At 72.2% G+C, this 15,779-nt stretch carries 15 protein-coding genes; 5 read left to right on the forward strand and 10 right to left on the reverse strand.

Annotation, left to right across the window (positions count from 1 at the left end; genetic code table 11):
- Positions 1-43: 43 nt before the first annotated feature.
- On the forward strand, positions 44-1,213 hold the full coding sequence (locus ADL05_RS26290) for a site-specific integrase (protein ID WP_156366055.1): 1,170 nt from the start codon (positions 44-46) through the stop codon (positions 1,211-1,213).
- Here the strand turns inward: ADL05_RS26290 and ADL05_RS26295 are convergent.
- Positions 1,188-2,462 carry a class I SAM-dependent RNA methyltransferase gene (locus tag ADL05_RS26295; RefSeq protein ID WP_053619697.1) on the reverse strand — a complete coding sequence of 425 codons (1,275 nt, stop codon included), beginning with the start codon at positions 2,460-2,462 and terminating at the stop codon, positions 1,188-1,190. The genes ADL05_RS26290 and ADL05_RS26295 overlap by 26 nt on opposite strands.
- Before the next feature lie 294 nt (positions 2,463-2,756).
- Here ADL05_RS26295 and ADL05_RS26300 point away from each other — a divergent pair, with 294 nt between their 5' ends.
- A complete protein-coding gene (locus ADL05_RS26300) occupies positions 2,757-3,437 on the forward strand; it encodes a TrkA family potassium uptake protein (protein WP_053619698.1) in 681 nt (226 codons plus the stop codon).
- A complete protein-coding gene (locus ADL05_RS26305; RefSeq protein ID WP_053619699.1) occupies positions 3,430-4,125 on the forward strand; it encodes a TrkA family potassium uptake protein in 696 nt (231 codons plus the stop codon). Before ADL05_RS26300 ends, ADL05_RS26305 begins: the two co-directional genes overlap by 8 nt.
- 9 nt (positions 4,126-4,134) lie before the next feature.
- On the opposite strand, the gene ADL05_RS26310 is transcribed toward ADL05_RS26305, so the two are convergent.
- On the reverse strand, positions 4,135-4,875 hold the full coding sequence (locus ADL05_RS26310) for a DUF3159 domain-containing protein (protein WP_053619700.1): 741 nt from the start codon (positions 4,873-4,875) through the stop codon (positions 4,135-4,137).
- Positions 4,876-5,316: 441 nt separating this feature from the next.
- Here ADL05_RS26310 and ADL05_RS26315 point away from each other — a divergent pair, with 441 nt between their 5' ends.
- Positions 5,317-6,423, forward strand: a complete 1,107-nt coding sequence (locus ADL05_RS26315) for a serpin family protein (RefSeq protein WP_053619701.1) — start codon at positions 5,317-5,319, stop codon at positions 6,421-6,423.
- Between the two features lie 312 nt (positions 6,424-6,735).
- Here the strand turns inward: ADL05_RS26315 and ADL05_RS26320 are convergent, their stop codons facing one another.
- The 4 genes from ADL05_RS26320 to valS form a co-directional block, all read right to left on the reverse strand.
- Entirely contained in the window at positions 6,736-7,473 is a 738-nt protein-coding gene (locus tag ADL05_RS26320; RefSeq protein WP_053619702.1) for a PIG-L deacetylase family protein, read from the reverse strand.
- Positions 7,474-7,540: 67 nt separating this feature from the next.
- Positions 7,541-8,359, reverse strand: coding sequence for a DUF3710 domain-containing protein (locus tag ADL05_RS26325; protein WP_053619703.1), 819 nt, complete (start codon positions 8,357-8,359; stop codon positions 7,541-7,543).
- Between the two features lie 60 nt (positions 8,360-8,419).
- The gene (gene dut / locus ADL05_RS26330) at positions 8,420-8,896 is read right to left on the reverse strand and encodes a dUTP diphosphatase (RefSeq protein WP_053619704.1); all 477 of its coding nucleotides are present in this window, start codon (positions 8,894-8,896) and stop codon (positions 8,420-8,422) included.
- Between the two features lie 82 nt (positions 8,897-8,978).
- Positions 8,979-11,552, reverse strand: coding sequence for a valine--tRNA ligase (gene valS / locus ADL05_RS26335; protein WP_053619705.1), 2,574 nt, complete (start codon positions 11,550-11,552; stop codon positions 8,979-8,981).
- Between the two features lie 182 nt (positions 11,553-11,734).
- On the opposite strand from valS, the gene ADL05_RS26340 reads away from it, so the two are divergent.
- Entirely contained in the window at positions 11,735-12,013 is a 279-nt protein-coding gene (locus ADL05_RS26340; protein WP_053619706.1) for a DUF4235 domain-containing protein, read from the forward strand.
- Between the two features lie 59 nt (positions 12,014-12,072).
- Here ADL05_RS26340 and ADL05_RS26345 read toward each other — a convergent pair whose 3' ends face one another.
- The 4 genes from ADL05_RS26345 to ADL05_RS26360 form a co-directional block, all read right to left on the reverse strand.
- Positions 12,073-12,918 (reverse strand): hypothetical protein, encoded by an 846-nt coding sequence (locus ADL05_RS26345; RefSeq protein WP_053619707.1) that lies wholly within the window; start codon positions 12,916-12,918, stop codon positions 12,073-12,075.
- A gap of 157 nt (positions 12,919-13,075) precedes the next feature.
- Positions 13,076-13,372 carry a DUF4193 domain-containing protein gene (locus tag ADL05_RS26350; protein ID WP_053619708.1) on the reverse strand — a complete coding sequence of 99 codons (297 nt, stop codon included), beginning with the start codon at positions 13,370-13,372 and terminating at the stop codon, positions 13,076-13,078.
- Positions 13,373-13,836: 464 nt separating this feature from the next.
- Positions 13,837-15,087, reverse strand: coding sequence for a cell wall metabolism sensor histidine kinase WalK (locus ADL05_RS26355; protein ID WP_053619709.1), 1,251 nt, complete (start codon positions 15,085-15,087; stop codon positions 13,837-13,839).
- The gene (locus ADL05_RS26360; protein ID WP_053619710.1) at positions 15,084-15,737 is read right to left on the reverse strand and encodes a response regulator transcription factor; all 654 of its coding nucleotides are present in this window, start codon (positions 15,735-15,737) and stop codon (positions 15,084-15,086) included. Before ADL05_RS26360 ends, ADL05_RS26355 begins: the two co-directional genes overlap by 4 nt.
- Positions 15,738-15,779 lie beyond the last annotated feature (42 nt).

Below are 15,779 nucleotides of genomic sequence, written 5' to 3' on the forward strand. Positions count from 1 at the left end.
CAACAGGGCAAACTAGAGGCACATCCACCCCCAAGGAGACGTGGTGCCTTACCTGCGAAAACTCCCATCCGGGCTATGGCAAGCAACCGTGCGCGGACCCAAGACCTCGAAAAACCGCACCGGCCGGTACACGAAAACCGACCCCCTCAAGAGCGTCGTCGCTGACTGGGGCCGGCGAAAGGAGGTGGAGTTCAACCGAGACGACTGGGTTGACCCCCAACTCCTCAAGACGACCTTCGACGAGTGGCAGGCCAAATGGCGGGCGGCCCGCGTCGTCGACTCCGACGAGACACTCCGCGGCGACGACGGGTGCTTCCGCAACCACATCCTCCCGCAGTGGAGCGGGTGGCGGCTGCGGCAGATCGGCCGCCTCGATGTGCAGGCGTGGGTGCGGGACATGGAGAAGCGCGGCGTCGGTCCCTACGCCATCCGACGATCGTTCAACCTGTTCGTGTCCGTGATGGGCGACGCCGTCACCGAGGAGCTACTGGCCGCCACTCCGGTACGGGACATTGACCTGCCGGACACCAGCCCGAAAGCGGTGTTCTGGTGGACGCGCGAGCAGATCGACCTGATCAAAGCCCACCTGCCACCCAGTCACGCCGTCATGACGGAGCTGATGGTCATGTCCGGGTTGCGGTGGGGTGAGGCCGCGGGAATGCGAGGCACGGCCGTGGACTGGCTGCGGGGCCGCGCCATGGTGCACGGCACTCTTCAGCGCGGCGGTATATGGAAGGACCACCCGAAGTCGAAGAAGTCGCGCCGGGAGGTGCCTGTGCCCGGGTACGTCATCCGGGACATGGCGAAGCTGCTGGAGGGTCGTGGTCAGCAGGAGTACATCTTCTTGACGGTGAGGGGGCAGAGGCCGCTGGAGGGTGGGAACTGGCGCGTCATGTGGTACACGGCGATCGACCGCGCGAACAAGAAGATCGAGCAGGAGAACAAGAACTTCAACCGGACAGCGAACCCGGTGCCGCCGATCCCTCGCCGGCGTCCGCACGACCTACGGCACACGTGTGCGTCGTGGCTGGTGCAGGCGGGCGTGCCGCTGTACGACGTTCAGAAGCTTCTGGGGCATGAGAACTTCCAAACTACTCAGCGGTACGCCCACCTTGCCCCGGATGCCCATGGCGCGGTAGAGGCGGGTTGGGATAAGCTCGTGACGCATCAGCGACGCACGAGGGCTTCTATTTCGCGGTTGCACCCCGCTTGACCAGCACCGCCAGGCACTCCACGTGGTGGGTCATCGGGAACGCGTCGAAGGCGCGCACGTCCACCAGCCGGTAGCCGCTGCGCTCGAACTCCGCCAGGTCACGGGCCAGCGTCGCCGGGTCGCAGGAGACGTAGGCCACCGCGCGCGGGCGCATGCCCGTCACCGACCGCACGACCTTGACGCCCGCGCCCGCCCGGGGCGGGTCCAGCACGACGACGTCGGCGCGCACGTCCGCCCACTCGCGCAGCTGAGCGGCCACGTCGTTGGTCTCGACCCGGACCTGCTCCATGTCGCGCAGGTTGTAATTGGCGTCGCGGACGGCCTCGGCACCGCTCTCCACGCCCATCGCGCGGCCCTCGGGGCCCACGGCCTCGGCCAGCGCGCCGGTGAACAGCCCGGCGCCGCAGAACAGGTCCATGGCCGTCTCGCCGGGCAGGGGCTTGAGGGCCTCCATCACCGCGGCGGTCAGGACCTCTCCCGCCGCCGGGTGCACCTGCCAGAAGCCGCCCGCGCTCACCCGGTACTCGCGCCCGGCGACGGTCTCGCGGACCCCGCGGCGACCGCGCACGGCCTGGACCCGGCCGCCCTTGAAGCGGCGCAGCACCGCGCTGGAGGCCTTGAGCTCGGGGAGCGTGGTCAGCCTGGCCTTGGTGGGGGTGACGACGACGGCGCGGTCGGCGCAGGTGGAGGAGGCGACCGCCTCCACCTCCTTGGTGTCCTCCCAGCGCGTCTCGGTCACGCCCAGCTCGGTCACGCCGGGATGGGCGATCAGGCAGCGGTCCACGGGCTCGATGCCGTGGGCGCGGTGGCGCCGCAGGCCCGCGCGGCCCTCGTCGTCGACGGAGAAGCGCACCCGCGTGCGCCAGCCCAGACCGTCGGGGGTACCGGGCAGCTCCTCGACCACGACCTCGCGCTCGATGCCCGCGATCCGGGCGAGCTGGTCGGTGACGACCTGGCCCTTCATCCGGCGCTGGGCCTCCAGGGAGGCGTGCTGCCAGTCGCAGCCGCCGCACTTGCCGGGACCGGCGAAGGCGCAGGGCGCCTCGACGCGGTCCGGGGAGGCGGTCAGGATCTCGACGGCCTCGCCGCGCAGGAAGCGCGTGGTCTCCTCGGTGACGCGGACGCGCACCCGCTCACCCGGCAGCGCGTGGCGGACGAACACCACCTGGTCGTCGTGGCGCCCCACGCACCACCCGCCGTGCGCGACGTCGTCGACGGTCAGTTCGTACTCGTTGCCCACACGGGTCACAGGGGTTCCTTCACTGGTCGGGTCACGTTCCGGGTGACCCTGCACGCACAGCCACCGATCCTTACCAATCTAGGGCATGTTCAGCGGAAACACGTCCCGTCGCAGGAGGGGCCGCGTCCGCGGGAGGCCCGCCGGCCACCGCGGCGACCGGACCGGCGGACCCGCCTGCGACCGCCGTGGGCAGGGGGCGTCGAGCGGGAGGTGCCCTTGTGGCAAGGTGTGACGGAGAGGGCTCGCGGGGTCAGTGCGTGCCCGGCGGGCATGCGGCCGACGACGCGACAGGGGTGCTGGCAGGTGCACATCGTGATCATGGGGTGCGGACGGGTGGGTTCCACCCTGGCGCACACACTGGTGGACCTCGGGCACACCGTGGCGGTGATCGACCAGGACCCGGAGGCGTTCCGGCGGTTGCGGGGCTCGGTGTCCAAGCACGGGATCCGCGGAGTGGGGCACGACCGCGAGGTCCTGCTGGCCGCCGGCATCGACCGCGCGGGCGCCTTCGCCGCGGTCAGCAACGGTGACAACTCCAACATCATCTCCGCCCGGGTGGCCCGCGAGGCCTTCGGTGTGGAGAACGTGGTCGCGCGGATCTACGACCCCCGCCGCGCCGAGGTGTACCAGCGGCTCGGCATCCCCACGGTGGCGACCGTGCGGTGGACCGCCGACGCGGTCCTGCGCCGCATGGTGCCCGGCGACGGCCGCCTGACCGCCGGCCCCGAGTGGCAGGACGCGTCCGGCACCCTGGCCATGACGGAGGTCGCGCTGCCCGAGGACTGGGCCGGGCGGACGGTGGACGAGCTGGAGGGGCACGCGGCCCTGCGGGTGGTGTACCTGGCCCGGCGGGGACGGATCGTGCTCGCGGAGCCGGGCGGACTCCTGGAGCACGGCGACGTGCTGCACGTGGTCGGCCACGGGCGCGACCTTCAGGACACGGTGGGCCGCCTGGGCGGCGACGACGGAACGGGGCGTGGTTGAGGTGCGGATCGCCATCGCGGGAGCCGGGAGCGTGGGACGCTCCATCGCCACGGAGCTGGCGGGAAACGGCCACGACGTCCTGCTCATCGACCGCGACACCCGCGCGATCGGCGTGGACGACCTGCCGCAGGTGGAGTGGCTGCTCGCCGACGCCTGCGAGCTGGCCACGCTGGAGGACGCCCGGCTCGGCGACTTCGACGTCGTGATCGCGGCCAGCAGCGACGACAAGGTCAACCTGGTCGTCTCCCTGCTGGCCAAGACCGAGTTCGGCGTGGCGCGGGTGATCGCCCGCATCAACGACCCCGTCAACGAGTGGCTGTTCAACGAGTCCTGGGGGGTGGACCTGGCGGTCTCCCCGCCGCGGCTGATCGCCGACCTGGTCGAGGGGGCCGCGGACGAGGACCTCGACGAGGGGACGCTGCCCCCGCTGCCCGGAGCCGAGATCGCCGAGTCCGTCCTGCACGCCGCCAGCCCGTTCGTGGGCGGCCCGGAACGCGAACTGACCCGGGCCCTGCCCGAGGGGGTGGCCCTGGTCGCCGTCCTGGGTTCGGGCGGGGTCCGCGCGCCCGACCCCGAGCAGACGCTGTCGGTGGGCTCCACCGTGGTCTTCCTGGCCGAGCAGGACGCCCTCGACTCGCTGGAGCGGCTGCTGGGCCCGGTCGACGCCGAGGAGGACCAGGCGGACTGACGCTGCGGCTCAGTCCTCCCGCGGGTGCTCCGCGCGGTCGGCGGCCAGGGGGGTGCGGCCGCGGGCCAGCACCCACACCATCGCGGCGAAGGCGGCGACCTGCAGGGGCCAGCCCATGGCCACCTTCGAGAAGCCGAGCAGCGCGAAGGTGTCGGCCCACCCGTTGTGGTCGGCGAGCCAGAGCGGGTACTGCACCAGCACCCGGATCACGCACGGCAGCACCAGCAGCCAGGTGAGCCGGGAGGCCAGTTTCACCACCGCCGGATCGGCCCGCCAGGAGGTGAAGTCCTCCTTGTGGCCGATGAACGGGCCGATCATCAGACCGATCGCCGGCCATCGCACGAGGACGGAGATCGACAGCACCACCGCGTAGACGGCGTTGTAGTAGATGCCCGGCAGGAAGGCGTCGGCGGCGTTGCCGCTGCGCATGGCGAACAGCGCGGCGATACCGATCCCCAGCAGGCTGGTGATCACGTACTGCACCGAGGAGCGCTGGACGAGCCGGACCACGCCGAGCAGCAGGGCCGCGGCCACACCGGCGTAGATCGACAGGCGCAGCTCGGAGCTGATGACGTAGGAGAGCGTGAACGTCAGCGTGGGGACGGCGGCCTCGACCATGCCGCGCTTGCCGCCCAGCGCCTTGGCCAGCTGGGCCCGGACCAGCGCTTCGACGGTGCCCTCGGTGACCTTGGGGGCTCCGCCGTCGTCGGCCGGGGCGCCTTCGCCTGCGTCCCGCTGCTGCTCAGTCATTCCGCTCCAGAGACAGGTTCCGTACCCTGGGCCCGCACCCTGCCGCCTCCGCTCCCGCGGACGGCGGACGGAGCGACCCGCCATGGCCTCCCACCCTATTTCACGGACGGGCGCCCCCGGGGCGGCGTAGGAGCGGCCACGGCGGCCTCCGACCCCCGCTCGTGGGCATTCGTCCCCTCTTGTCCCGTGCCCGAACGCACGTTCCGGGCACATCCGTTTCCCGACCGTTGCCCGCTCACCCCCTGAGGAGCCCCCTGTGCGCACACCCCCGCACCCCCTGTCGCTCGGCTTCGCCGCGTGGTTGGACCCGGCGCTCTCCGACGGGGCCTCGCACGCGGCCCCCGGAACCCTGGTCCGGGCGCATGAGCGGGGGCGCTGGCGGCGGACCCGGCGACTCCGTACCCTGGCGGCACCACGCCGCCGCCGACGGGAGCCACACCGATGAAGTCCCCCGCGCAACCGCGCACGGACCACCTGGAGTTCGCCGCGGCCCTGGACCGCGCCCTGACCCGTGAGGGCGCGTCGCACGTGTGGTCGCCGCACTCGGTGGGCACGGTCCTGGGCCTGCTCGCCACGGCGGCGGCCGCACGCACACGCGAGGAGCTGGTGGGGCTGCTCGGCGAGGACGTTCCCGGGCAGCTCCGCGCCCTGGACGAGGCCGTGGCCGGGGCGACCGGCCTCGACCTGGCCACGCTCAACGGCCTCTACGTCCCCGACGACCTGCCGGTGCGGGCCGACTTCGCCGACCAGGTCAACGCGCGCTCCGGCGCCGAGGTCGAGAGCGCCGGCTTCCGGGACGACCCCGACGGCGTGCGCGAGCGGATCAACGCCAAGGTCTCCGACGTGACGCGCGGCCTCATCCCGCGGCTGCTCCCCTTCGGCAGCGTCCGCCCCGACACGCGCCTGCTCCTGGTCAACGCCCTGTGGGTGAAGATGGTGTGGTCCGAGCCGTTCAGGGCGTCCGCCACCCGTGAACGGACCTTCCACGCACCGGGCGGGCGGCGCCGGGTCGCGACCATGCACCGCACCGGCCGGATGCCCTACGCCGCCGCGGCGGGCTGGAGCATGGTCAGCCTGGAGGGCGAGCACGACCTCGCGCTGGACGTGCTGCTGCCCGACACCCGGCCGCCGGACCTGCCCCCGGTCACCGCCGAGGCGCTGGCCGCCCTCTACCGGGGCCTGCGCCCCGCCGAGGTCGACCTGGCGCTGCCCCGGTTCGCCGTGGACACCGACTCGGCCCTGCTCGGACCGCTGGCTGAGCTGGGCGTGGCCGAACTCGCCACGGACGCCGCCCGCTTCGACGGGATCAGCGAGGAACCGCTCCGGGTCGACGCCCTCCTGCACCAGGCGGTGCTGCGCGTGGACGAGAAGGGCGCCGAGGGGGCCGCCGCCACCGCGGCGGTCATGGTGATGGCCGCCGCCGTACCGACCGCCCCGGTGCGCTTCACCGTCGACCGGCCGTTCGTGGTGGTCCTGCGCCGCCGCGGGGCCGTGCTGTTCCTCGGCCGGGTGACCGACCCCGACGACCCCGGCCCCGCCCGGGACTGAGCACGACCCGAACCGGTCCCGTTCGCCGCGTCCCCAGAGGGTTGAGAAGGAACCCCAGGGGGTCGTCAGTCCGGGTCGCCGGAACCCCAGGGTGAAGGTAGGCCGTCCAGCCTGCCCGCACTCCTGGCGGTCGAGGTGAGCGGTTCCGCTCGCCGGGACCACAGGGGGTCCATCCGGGCCAAAGCGAGGAACGAGCGGCGGCCCAAAGGAAGCACAGCTAGGGCGCCGACGGGTCCTGGAGGGGCTGGAGGTGGGTCCGTGAGGAACGAGCGGGCACACCGGAAGCCGCGAAGGACCCGTCTTCAAGGCGCTCTAGCCGTCGAAGACCTCGAAGCCGGTCGCGAGCGGCACTCCGGCCCACGCGCCCGCCTGGGCGGCGGCCTGCGGCAGGAAGGACTCCTGGTCGAATCCGTCCAGGTTGGACAGGTACACGGCGTGGTCGGCGAGGGAGGCGACCCCCGCCGCCAGGTGCTCCTCACCCAGCTCCACGTAGTGGGTGGCGCGCGGCGAGCTGCCGAAGGCCACGAAGCGCACCTTCGACCACGGCTCGACGCCGTCGGTGAGCTGTTCGGGGAACACCCACCGGTTGGCGGCGTCGCGGACCGCGTCCAGCAGCGCGGGGCCGAGCACCCGGTGGTCGGCGTGGTTGTAGAACCGCATGTCGCCGAAGTTCTCGCGGAAGTTGATGGAGACGACGACGTCGGGCCGGTGGCGGCGGATCGCCTCCGCCAGGGCACGGCGCAGCGGCAGCCCGTACTCCAGGGTGCCGTCGGGGAAGTCGAGGAACTCCACGGTCGTGACGCCGACGGTCGCCGCCGAGGCGCGCTGCTCGGCCATGCGCACGGGCGCGCACTCCTCGGGCGGCAGGCTGTCGATACCGGCCTCGCCCTTGGTGACCAGGAGTTCGGTGACGTGCTTGCCCTGCCCGGTCCAGCGGGCGATCGCCGACGAGGCGCCGAACTCCAGGTCGTCCGGGTGGGCAACCACCGCCAGGGCCCGGTTCCAGTCCTCCGGGAGCGGCTGGGGAGCGCTGTTCTCGGTCTGTGTCATGGGCCCCAGACTACGGAAGGCAGCGCTTCCCCGCTCGTGGTGGCGGCGGGCCCCTACCGCCCGCCGGTCAGGCCTGCGCGGGCCCCGCGGCCGTGCCCCCGGGCGCGTCGCCGTTCGCGGAGCCGCCCGCCGCGCGCTGGGCGGCCCGGGTCTTGGCGGCCTGGGCCATCTGCTCCTGGATCTTCTTGGGCACGGTGATCGTCAGCATGTCCCCCGGCGGCACCGGCTGGTCGCCGCGGACCACGACGATGCCCGCGAAGATCTGCTCGACCTCGCCCATCTTCTCGGGCCGGATGGCGCCCTCTCCGCGGATCACGCCGTGCAGCAGCCAGCGCGGACCGTCGACGCCGACGAAGCGGACCGGCTCGGCGACCTGCTTGCCGTCCTCGGTCGTGCGGCCCTTGACCGGCAGCAGCGCCTTGATCTCGGTGCCGAAGGTGCCCTCGTGCTCCTCGGCGCGACCGCCCTCCTTGGCGATCTGGTCGAGGATCTCCGCGCGCCTCTCGTCCCACAGACCCGAGGACTTGGGGGCGGCGAACGGCCGGACCTGGAGCCAGGTCTTGCCGAGCACCAGGGTCACACCGATGATCCGCTGCTTTCCCTGGGCGTCCTTGGTGAGGTTCACCTGGATCTGGGACCCCTGCTGCACCGGCAGCCGGATACTGCCCAGGTCCATCCGCTGGAGGTCGGGAGCGTCCTCACCCGAGTCCCAGGGGCCGTTGGCACGGTGGCGGTCGGCCTCCTTGGGCGTCTGCGCCGTGGGCCGTTCGGGTTCGATCTCGTTGCCGAAGGAGACCGCCCCGGCGGCTCCCCGCCGAGACTCCGGGGCGTCCTTCGCGGTTCTGCCGGTCTCCTGGTCCCGCTTCTTGCGGCGGCGTCCAAACACGCCTTCACCTCTCCGATTGCCGTTGGTCCCGGGATCGCACCGGGGGATGTCTGGGGACGGTCACCGTTGTGCGGCGTGTCCCCCGGTCGAACCGAAACCACCTGCTCCGCGCGCGGACTCCGGGAGCGCGTCCACCTCGACGAACTCCGCCCGTTCCACGCGCTGGATCACCATCTGCGCGATCCGGTCGCCGCGGGACAGCTTCACAGGCGCGTCCCGGTCGGTGTTGAGCAGGGTCACCTTGATCTCGCCCCGGTAGCCGGCGTCGACCGTCCCGGGGGCGTTGACGATGGTCAGGCCGCTCCGCGCGGCGAGCCCGGAGCGGGGGTGCACGAAGGCGGCATACCCCTCGGGCAGGGCGATCGCCAGACCGGTGGGGACGGTGGCGCGCTCTCCCGGTGCGAGGACGACGTCGGTCGTGGTGTACAGGTCGGCACCCGCGTCGCCGGGGTGCGCGTACTGGGGCAGCGGAAGTCCGGGGTCCAGGCGCTGGACCGTGATCGGAATCCGTCCGCCCTCCGGGGATGTGGTACTCACATCGGCCGAGCTTATCGCTCCCCGGACCCCGGCTCGGTGCGCAGCGCGGCCCCGGACCGCGGTCCGGGGCCGCGACGGCGTCCTACTGCTCCTCGGACGCGGGGAGGACCACCTCGACGGTGAGCTCACCGTCGTCGGTCACCTCGAAGTCGATCCCCGCGGCGCGCCCGGCCGCGGCGATGTCCCCGGCCGCGGCGCGGGCGGCGTCGGCCTGCTTACCGGCCACCCGCACGTGCTCGACCTCGGCGCGCATGGACAGCTTGGCCTCGGACTTGGCCTTGCGGACCGCGCGCAGCACCTCGGCCGTGGACGCCAGGACGGCGGGGTCGCCGTCGGCCGCGGCGGTGCGGTACCCGGCCGCCTGGGGCCAGGCCTGGGCGTGCACCGAACCGTCCTGCCACCAGCTCCAGACCTCTTCGGTGACGAAGGGCAGGAAGGGCGCGAACAGCTTGTGCAGGGCGCCCAGGGCGACGAGCAGCGCGGCACGGGCGGAGGCGCCCTCGGCGGACTCGGCGTTGTAGGCGCGGGTCTTGACGAGTTCGAGGTAGTCGTCGCAGAAGTCCCAGAAGAAGCGCTCGGTGCGCTCCAGGGCCCGCGTGTGGTCGTAGGCGGCGAACGCGGCGGTGGCCTCGTCGACGACCTCGGCCAGCGCGGCCAGCATCGCCCGGTCCAGGGGCTCGGTGACCTGGGACGGGTCGACGGAGGCGCCCTCACCGGCCACCGACATCACGAACTTGCTGGCGTTGAGGATCTTGATGGCCAGCCGGCGGCCGACCTTCATCTGGCCCTCGTCCATCGCGGTGTCGGTGCCCAGGCGCCCGCTGGCCGCCCAGTAGCGCACGGCGTCGGAGCTGTACTTCTCCAGCAGCGCCACGGGCGTGACGACGTTGCCCTTGGACTTGGACATCTTCTTGCGGTCCGGGTCCAGGATCCACCCGGAGATGCCGGTGGTGCGCCAGGGCAGCGTGCCGTTCTCGAAGTTGGCCCGCACGACCGTGGCGAACAGCCACGTGCGGATGATGTCCTGGCCCTGGGGGCGCAGGTCCATCGGGAAGACCCGCTCGAACAGGTCCTGGTCGCGTTCCCAGCCCGAGGCGATCTGCGGGGTGAGCGAGGAGGTCGCCCAGGTGTCCATGACGTCGGGGTCGCCCATGAACCCGCCCGGGCGGCCGCGCTGGGACTCGGTGTAGCCCTCCGGCGCCTGCGAGCTGGGGTCGACGGGCAGCTGGTCCTCCGAGGGCAGCAGCGGCTCGTCGTAGCGCGGGTTGCCGTCGCCGTCCAGCGGATACCAGACCGGGAAGGGCACGCCGAAGAAGCGCTGGCGGCTGACCAGCCAGTCGCCGTTGAGGCCCTCCACCCAGTTCTCGTAGCGCTGGCGCATGTGGTCCGGGTGCCAGACGAGCTCGCGGCCCCGCCGGACCAGCTGCGCGCGCAGTTCCTCGTCCCGGCCGCCGTTGCGGATGTACCACTGGCGGGTGGTGACGATCTCGAGCGGCTTGTCGCCCTTCTCGTAGAACTTCACCGGGTGGGTGATGGCCGTGGGCTCGCCGATGAGGTCGCCGCTCTCGCGCAGCATCTCCACCGTGCGCTCGCGGGCGGTGTGCATGGTGGCCCCGACCAGGCGGGCGTAGGCCTCGCGGCCCTGCTCGGGCAGGCCCGAGGGCGTCTCCGCGACGATGCGGCCGTCCCAGCCGATGATCGGCCGGGTGTCCAGGTCCAGCTCACGCCACCACGTGACGTCGGTGGTGTCGCCGAAGGTGCAGATCATCGCGATGCCGGACCCCTTCTCGGGGTCGGCCAGGCGGTGCGCCCGCACCGGGACCTCCACGCCGAAGACCGGCGTGCGCACGGTGGTGCCGAACAGGTGCTGGTAGCGCTCGTCGTCGGGGTGGGCGACCAGGGCCACGCAGGCGGCCAGCAGCTCGGGGCGGGTGGTCTCGATGTGGACGGTGCCGCCGTCGGGCCGGTGGAAGGCGACCTTGTGGTAGGCGCTGGGGCGCTCGCGGTCCTCCAGCTCCGCCTGGGCGACGGCGGTGCGGAAGGTGACGTCCCACAGCGTGGGGGCCTCGGACATGTACGCCTCGCCGCGCGCCAGGTTGCGCAGGAAGGCGCGCTGGGCGGCGGTCCGGGAGTTGTCGTCGATCGTGGCGTAGGTGTGCCGCCAGTCGACGCTCAGCCCGAGGCGGCGCCAGATGGACTCGAAGACCTTCTCGTCCTCGGCCGTGAGCTCGTCGCACAGCTCGATGAAGTTGCGGCGGGAGATGGGGACCTGCCGCTTGGGGTCGGGCTTGGCGGGGGGCCGGAAGTCCGGGTCGTAGGCGACCGAGGGGTCGCAGCGCACGCCGTAGTAGTTCTGGACGCGGCGCTCGGTCGGCAGGCCGTTGTCGTCCCAGCCCATGGGGTAGAAGACGGCCTTGCCGTTCATGCGCTGGAAGCGGGCGACGGTGTCGGTGTGCGTGTAGGAGAACACGTGGCCGATGTGCAGCGAACCCGAGACCGTGGGCGGCGGGGTGTCGATGGAGAAGACGTCCTCGCGGCTGCGGGTACGGTCGAAGTGGTAGACGCCGGACTCATCCCATACGTCGACCCACTTCGCCTCGATACCGTCCAGCGAGGGCTTGTCGGGCATGCGGAAGGAATGAGAGCCGTTGGTCATGCGCCAATGTTAGTGCTCTTCGACGCGTGTTCGCTCCGCGTTGTGGACAAGGTCCGCGCGGGAGCGGGGACACCGTGTCGGGCCCCCTGTGTTCGCCGTGCCGGGCGTGAAAGGATTCCGTACGCAGAGGGTGCGCGGTCCGCGCACCGGCGTACGTACAACGGAAACGGTGAACGATTCACATGGCTAAGAAGGACGGCGGTGAACTCGGTCCCGCACTCCTCGGATTCGCGGCGGGGTTCGCGGCGGAGTTCGTCACGCGCAAGGCCCTGACCTTCGCCTGGACACGCGCCACCGGGGAGGAGCCCCCGACGGACCTGGAGTCCCCCGACGTGAGCCTCGGCCGCGCCCTGAGCTGGGCCGTGATGGCCGGTGTGGGGGTCGAGGTGGCACGCGTGCTGGCCGTACGCGCCGCCCGCAAGCGGCTGGTCACGCCGCGGGCCGCCGAAGTGGAGGCCTGAGGACGGGCCCCGTGCGCGCCGCGCGGCGGTGCGCACGGGACCGCCCTTCCTTCGCCGGGTCAGGGCTCCAGTTCCTCCGGGGCCTCGCGGCGGGCGATGCTCTGGGCGCGCAGGTCGGCCCGGACCCTGGAGGCCACCGCCCCGGTGGCCAGGCGGTTGACGATGCCGCCGGCCACGGCGCCGGTGAGGTAGGGGCCCATGGTCGTGAGGTTGCGCCCCAGCAGCCGCAGGAGCCGGTCGCGCAGCGCGGTCTTGGCGGCGGCGCCGACGGCCAGCAGGAGCGTCTCCTCGGGCTTGGTGGGGTCCACGCCCCGGCGGTGCACCCAGGCCCCCAGGTAGCCCGCGTTGCGCCGCAGGGCGCCGTCGGAGGCGACGGGGGCGTCGTAGAGCTCGTGCAGCTCACCGATGAGCTTGACCTCGACCGCCGCGACCAGCAGGGTCTCCGCCGCCAGGCGGGCGGGTGTGCCGAGCAGGAGCGGGGGTGCGGCCCACTGCACGGCCGACAGGGCGCCCCCGGCCATGCCGACGGCGGTGGTGGCGCGCACGGCGGTGCGCTGGAGGGCGTCGGCGAGCTCCTCGCCGTCCAGGCCGCCGTGGTGGCGCACGAGTGTGGCGTGGTCTCGGATGGGGACGCGGGGGGCGATCTCCTCGGCGAACGTCTCGCTCAGCCACCGCCCGGCGGCGACGCCGCGCAGTCCGGCGGACCGGGCGCTGGTTCCCAGGGCGGTGACGAGTGCGCGGAGCCGGCGGCGTCGCTCGGCCGCTCCCTCGCCCTCGGCGGCGTCGTCGTCCACGCTCGCCAGGTCCTCGGAGAGGATGCGTCCCACCAGGACGCCCACCTCACGCCGCTCGTTGTCGCGGTCCCCGTCCTGCGGGGAGTCCTCGGGGTGCTGGTCGTCGTCCACGGGCCCCTCCCTCGTGTCCTCCGTCGCGGGTACCCGCAGAGTACCCCCGCACACGCGCGATGCGCCCCCGGAGGGGACGCATCGGGTCATGGCGCGTTCGGTCGGCCTGTCGGGGAACGGCTCTCGGAACGGGACGGCGGGTGTCCGTCCCGTCCTGTCAGGCGCACTCCTTGCAGACGAGCTGACCGGCGCGCTGCTCGGCGAGCTGACTGCGGTGGTGCACCAGGAAGCAGCGCGAGCAGGTGAACTCGTCGGCCTGACGCGGGAGCACGCGGACCGCGAGCTCCTCGCCGGACAGGTCCGCTCCGGGCAGTTCGAGCCCTTCGTTGGCCTCGTCGGGGTCGACGTCGATCGTGCCGGTGCCCTTGTCCACGCGCCGCGCCTGCAGCTCCTGGAGGCTGTCCTCGTTGATGTCCTCGTCAGTCTTGCGCGGGCTGTCGTAGTCGGTGGCCATCTCTGCTAACTCCATCCCCCTCGTTTAGTGCCTCGTCGCGCGGGTGTAACGCTTGAGAGACCTCTGTTGTGCCCGGATCGGTCGATGAGTTTTCCCGACATCGGTGAACCGTGCCCCCTCCCGGGCCACCGCTCACAGGTCAGCGGTACTTTTCGGCACCGTGACCGGAGACGGCCACGCACCTGCGGCCGTACCCCGATCGGTTCCTCTGGTACTACCCGACGCCGGGTGTTCCGTAGACCTCGAAAACCCGTTTCCGCCCACTCCGGACAAGCGTGGAAGAAACCCCCGGCCATGGGCGAAAACAAAGACATGCCCACGTCAGGAGGTATTCCCTCCGTGTCCACGCCCGGGGAAGCATACCCACCCGGGGTCGACGCTCGTGACGCGGGTGGGCGTGTCTTCGGACACGTATAGATACCACGAAGCAGGCGGGAGTGCGATTCGGTGGGCCGCGGCCCGATTCATCGGCGCTCGGGGGCCTCGGGCGGGGCCAGCGGCAGACAGACGGTGATGACCAGCCCGCCGCCCGCGCGGGGCCACGCGGTCACCACGCCCTCGTGGGCGCGCACCACCGAGCGCACGATCGACAGGCCGAGCCCGGCGCTGCGGCCGGAACCGACCCGGTCGCCCGATCCGCGCCGGAACGGCTCGAAGAGGCCCTCGATCTCGTAGGCGGGGATGACCTTGCCGGAGTTCTCCACCTGGATCGCCGGAACGCCCTCGTACATGCCGCTGCGGACGGTGATCTCGCCGTCCTCGACGTTGTACTTGAGCGCGTTCTCCACCAGGTTGGCGACCAGCCGCTCCAGCAGGACCGGGTCGCCGACCACCGCACCGGGGCGCAGGTCCCGGCGCAGCCGGAGCCCGGACTCCTCGATGTCCCCCGAGAGCTGGCTCAGGACCGTCTCCGCGACCTCGCCGAGGTCGACCCGGGTCCGCGACTCCAGTTCGCGGTCGCTCTTGGCCAGGAAGAGCAGGCCGTCGATGAGGCGCTCGTGCCGGGCGTTGGTCTCCAGCAGGGTCTGGCCGACGCTCTTGAGGTCCGGGGAGACCTCGGGGGCGCTGAGCGCGACCTCCAACAGGGTGCGGTTGATGGCCAGGGGCGTGCGCAGCTCGTGCGAGGCGTTGGCGACGAAGCGGCGCTGGCCGTCGAAGGCCCGGTCCAGGCGCTCCAGCATGCCGTCGAAGGTGTCGGCGAGTTCGCGGATCTCGTCGTCGGGCCCGGACAGGGCGATGCGCTCGTGCAGGGAGCGCTCCGACAGGCGGCGGGCGATCCGGGTGATCTTCTGCAGCGGCGACAGGGCGCGTCCGGCCACCGCGTAGCCCAGGGCGACCGCCAGCAGTCCGACCAGGAACAGGGCGAGCAGGGAGAACCGGGTGACGTGGGTGAGCACCTCCTCGATGAGGTGGCGCTGCGCCAGCAGTTCCGCGGCGCCCTCCTCCGCCAGCAGGGCGTTGAGCAGGACCGCGACGATGAGGTAGTTGACCAGCACCAGCACGGACCCGGCCGCGAAGAACAGCATCCCGTAGATGAGCGTGAGCCGGGCCCGCAGGCTGAGGTTGTCGGTGAAGCGGTACACGCGCTCGGCCGCCGCGGAGCGCTCACCGCCCTCCCGGTCGGGCGAGGCGGTGTGCAGGCGGCGCCAGGTTCCGGTGTCGCCGGGGCGGGTGGGTTCGACCTGGTCCGACTCGGCGCGCTCGCCCGGTCTCACAGTCGGTATCCGGCGCCGGGGACGGTCTGGATGACCGGCGGGTCGCCGATCTTCTTGCGCAGGGTCATGACGGTGACCCGCACGACGTTGGTGAAGGGGTCGGCGTTCTCGTCCCAGGCCTTCTCCAGCAGCCCCTCGGCGCTGACCACGGTCCCCTGGGCGCGCATGAGCACCTGCAGGACGGCGAACTCCTTGGGAGTGAGGGCGATCTCGCGGCCGTCGCGGTGCACCCGGTGGTTGGCCGGGTCCAGCGTGATGCCGTGGCGCTCCAGCACGGGCGGCAGCGGCGGCGCCGACCGGCGGCCCAGGGCGTGCACGCGGGCGATGAGCTCGGCGAAGGCGAAGGGCTTGGCGAGGTAGTCGTCGGCGCCGATGGTCAGGCCGTCGACCTTGTCCTGGACGCCGCCGGAGGCGGTGAGCATCAGGATGCGGCCGGTGTAGCTCTCCTCGACCAGGGTGCGCGCGACGTCGTCACCGTGGGTTCCGGGCAGGTCGCGGTCGAGCACGATCACATCGTAGTCGTTGACCGCGGTGTGCTCCAGGGCCGTGTCGCCGTCGTAGACCACGTCCACCGCCATCGCCTCGCGGCGCAGTCCCAGGGCCACGGCGTCGGCCAGAACCCGTTCGTCTTCGACCACGAGTACGCGCACGTTGTCCTTCTCGAGCGTTGGTGCCTGGGAAAAAGGGGGGCC

The organism is Nocardiopsis sp. NRRL B-16309 (assembly GCF_001279585.1).
Taxonomy (GTDB): Bacteria; Actinomycetota; Actinomycetes; order Streptosporangiales; family Streptosporangiaceae; genus Nocardiopsis.

Excerpts from the sequence above, each read along its gene's own strand:
- valS (WP_053619705.1), bottom strand. The coding sequence starts at position 11,552 with ATGACCAACGGCTCTCATTCCTTCCGCATGCCCGACAAGCCCTCGCTG.
- ADL05_RS26320 (WP_053619702.1), bottom strand. The coding sequence starts at position 7,473 with ATGACACAGACCGAGAACAGCGCTCCCCAGCCGCTCCCGGAGGACTGG.
- ADL05_RS26340 (WP_053619706.1), top strand. The coding sequence starts at position 11,735 with ATGGCTAAGAAGGACGGCGGTGAACTCGGTCCCGCACTCCTCGGATTC.
- ADL05_RS26315 (WP_053619701.1), top strand. The coding sequence starts at position 5,317 with ATGAAGTCCCCCGCGCAACCGCGCACGGACCACCTGGAGTTCGCCGCG.
- ADL05_RS26310 (WP_053619700.1), bottom strand. The coding sequence starts at position 4,875 with ATGACTGAGCAGCAGCGGGACGCAGGCGAAGGCGCCCCGGCCGACGAC.
- ADL05_RS26350 (WP_053619708.1), bottom strand. The coding sequence starts at position 13,372 with ATGGCCACCGACTACGACAGCCCGCGCAAGACTGACGAGGACATCAAC.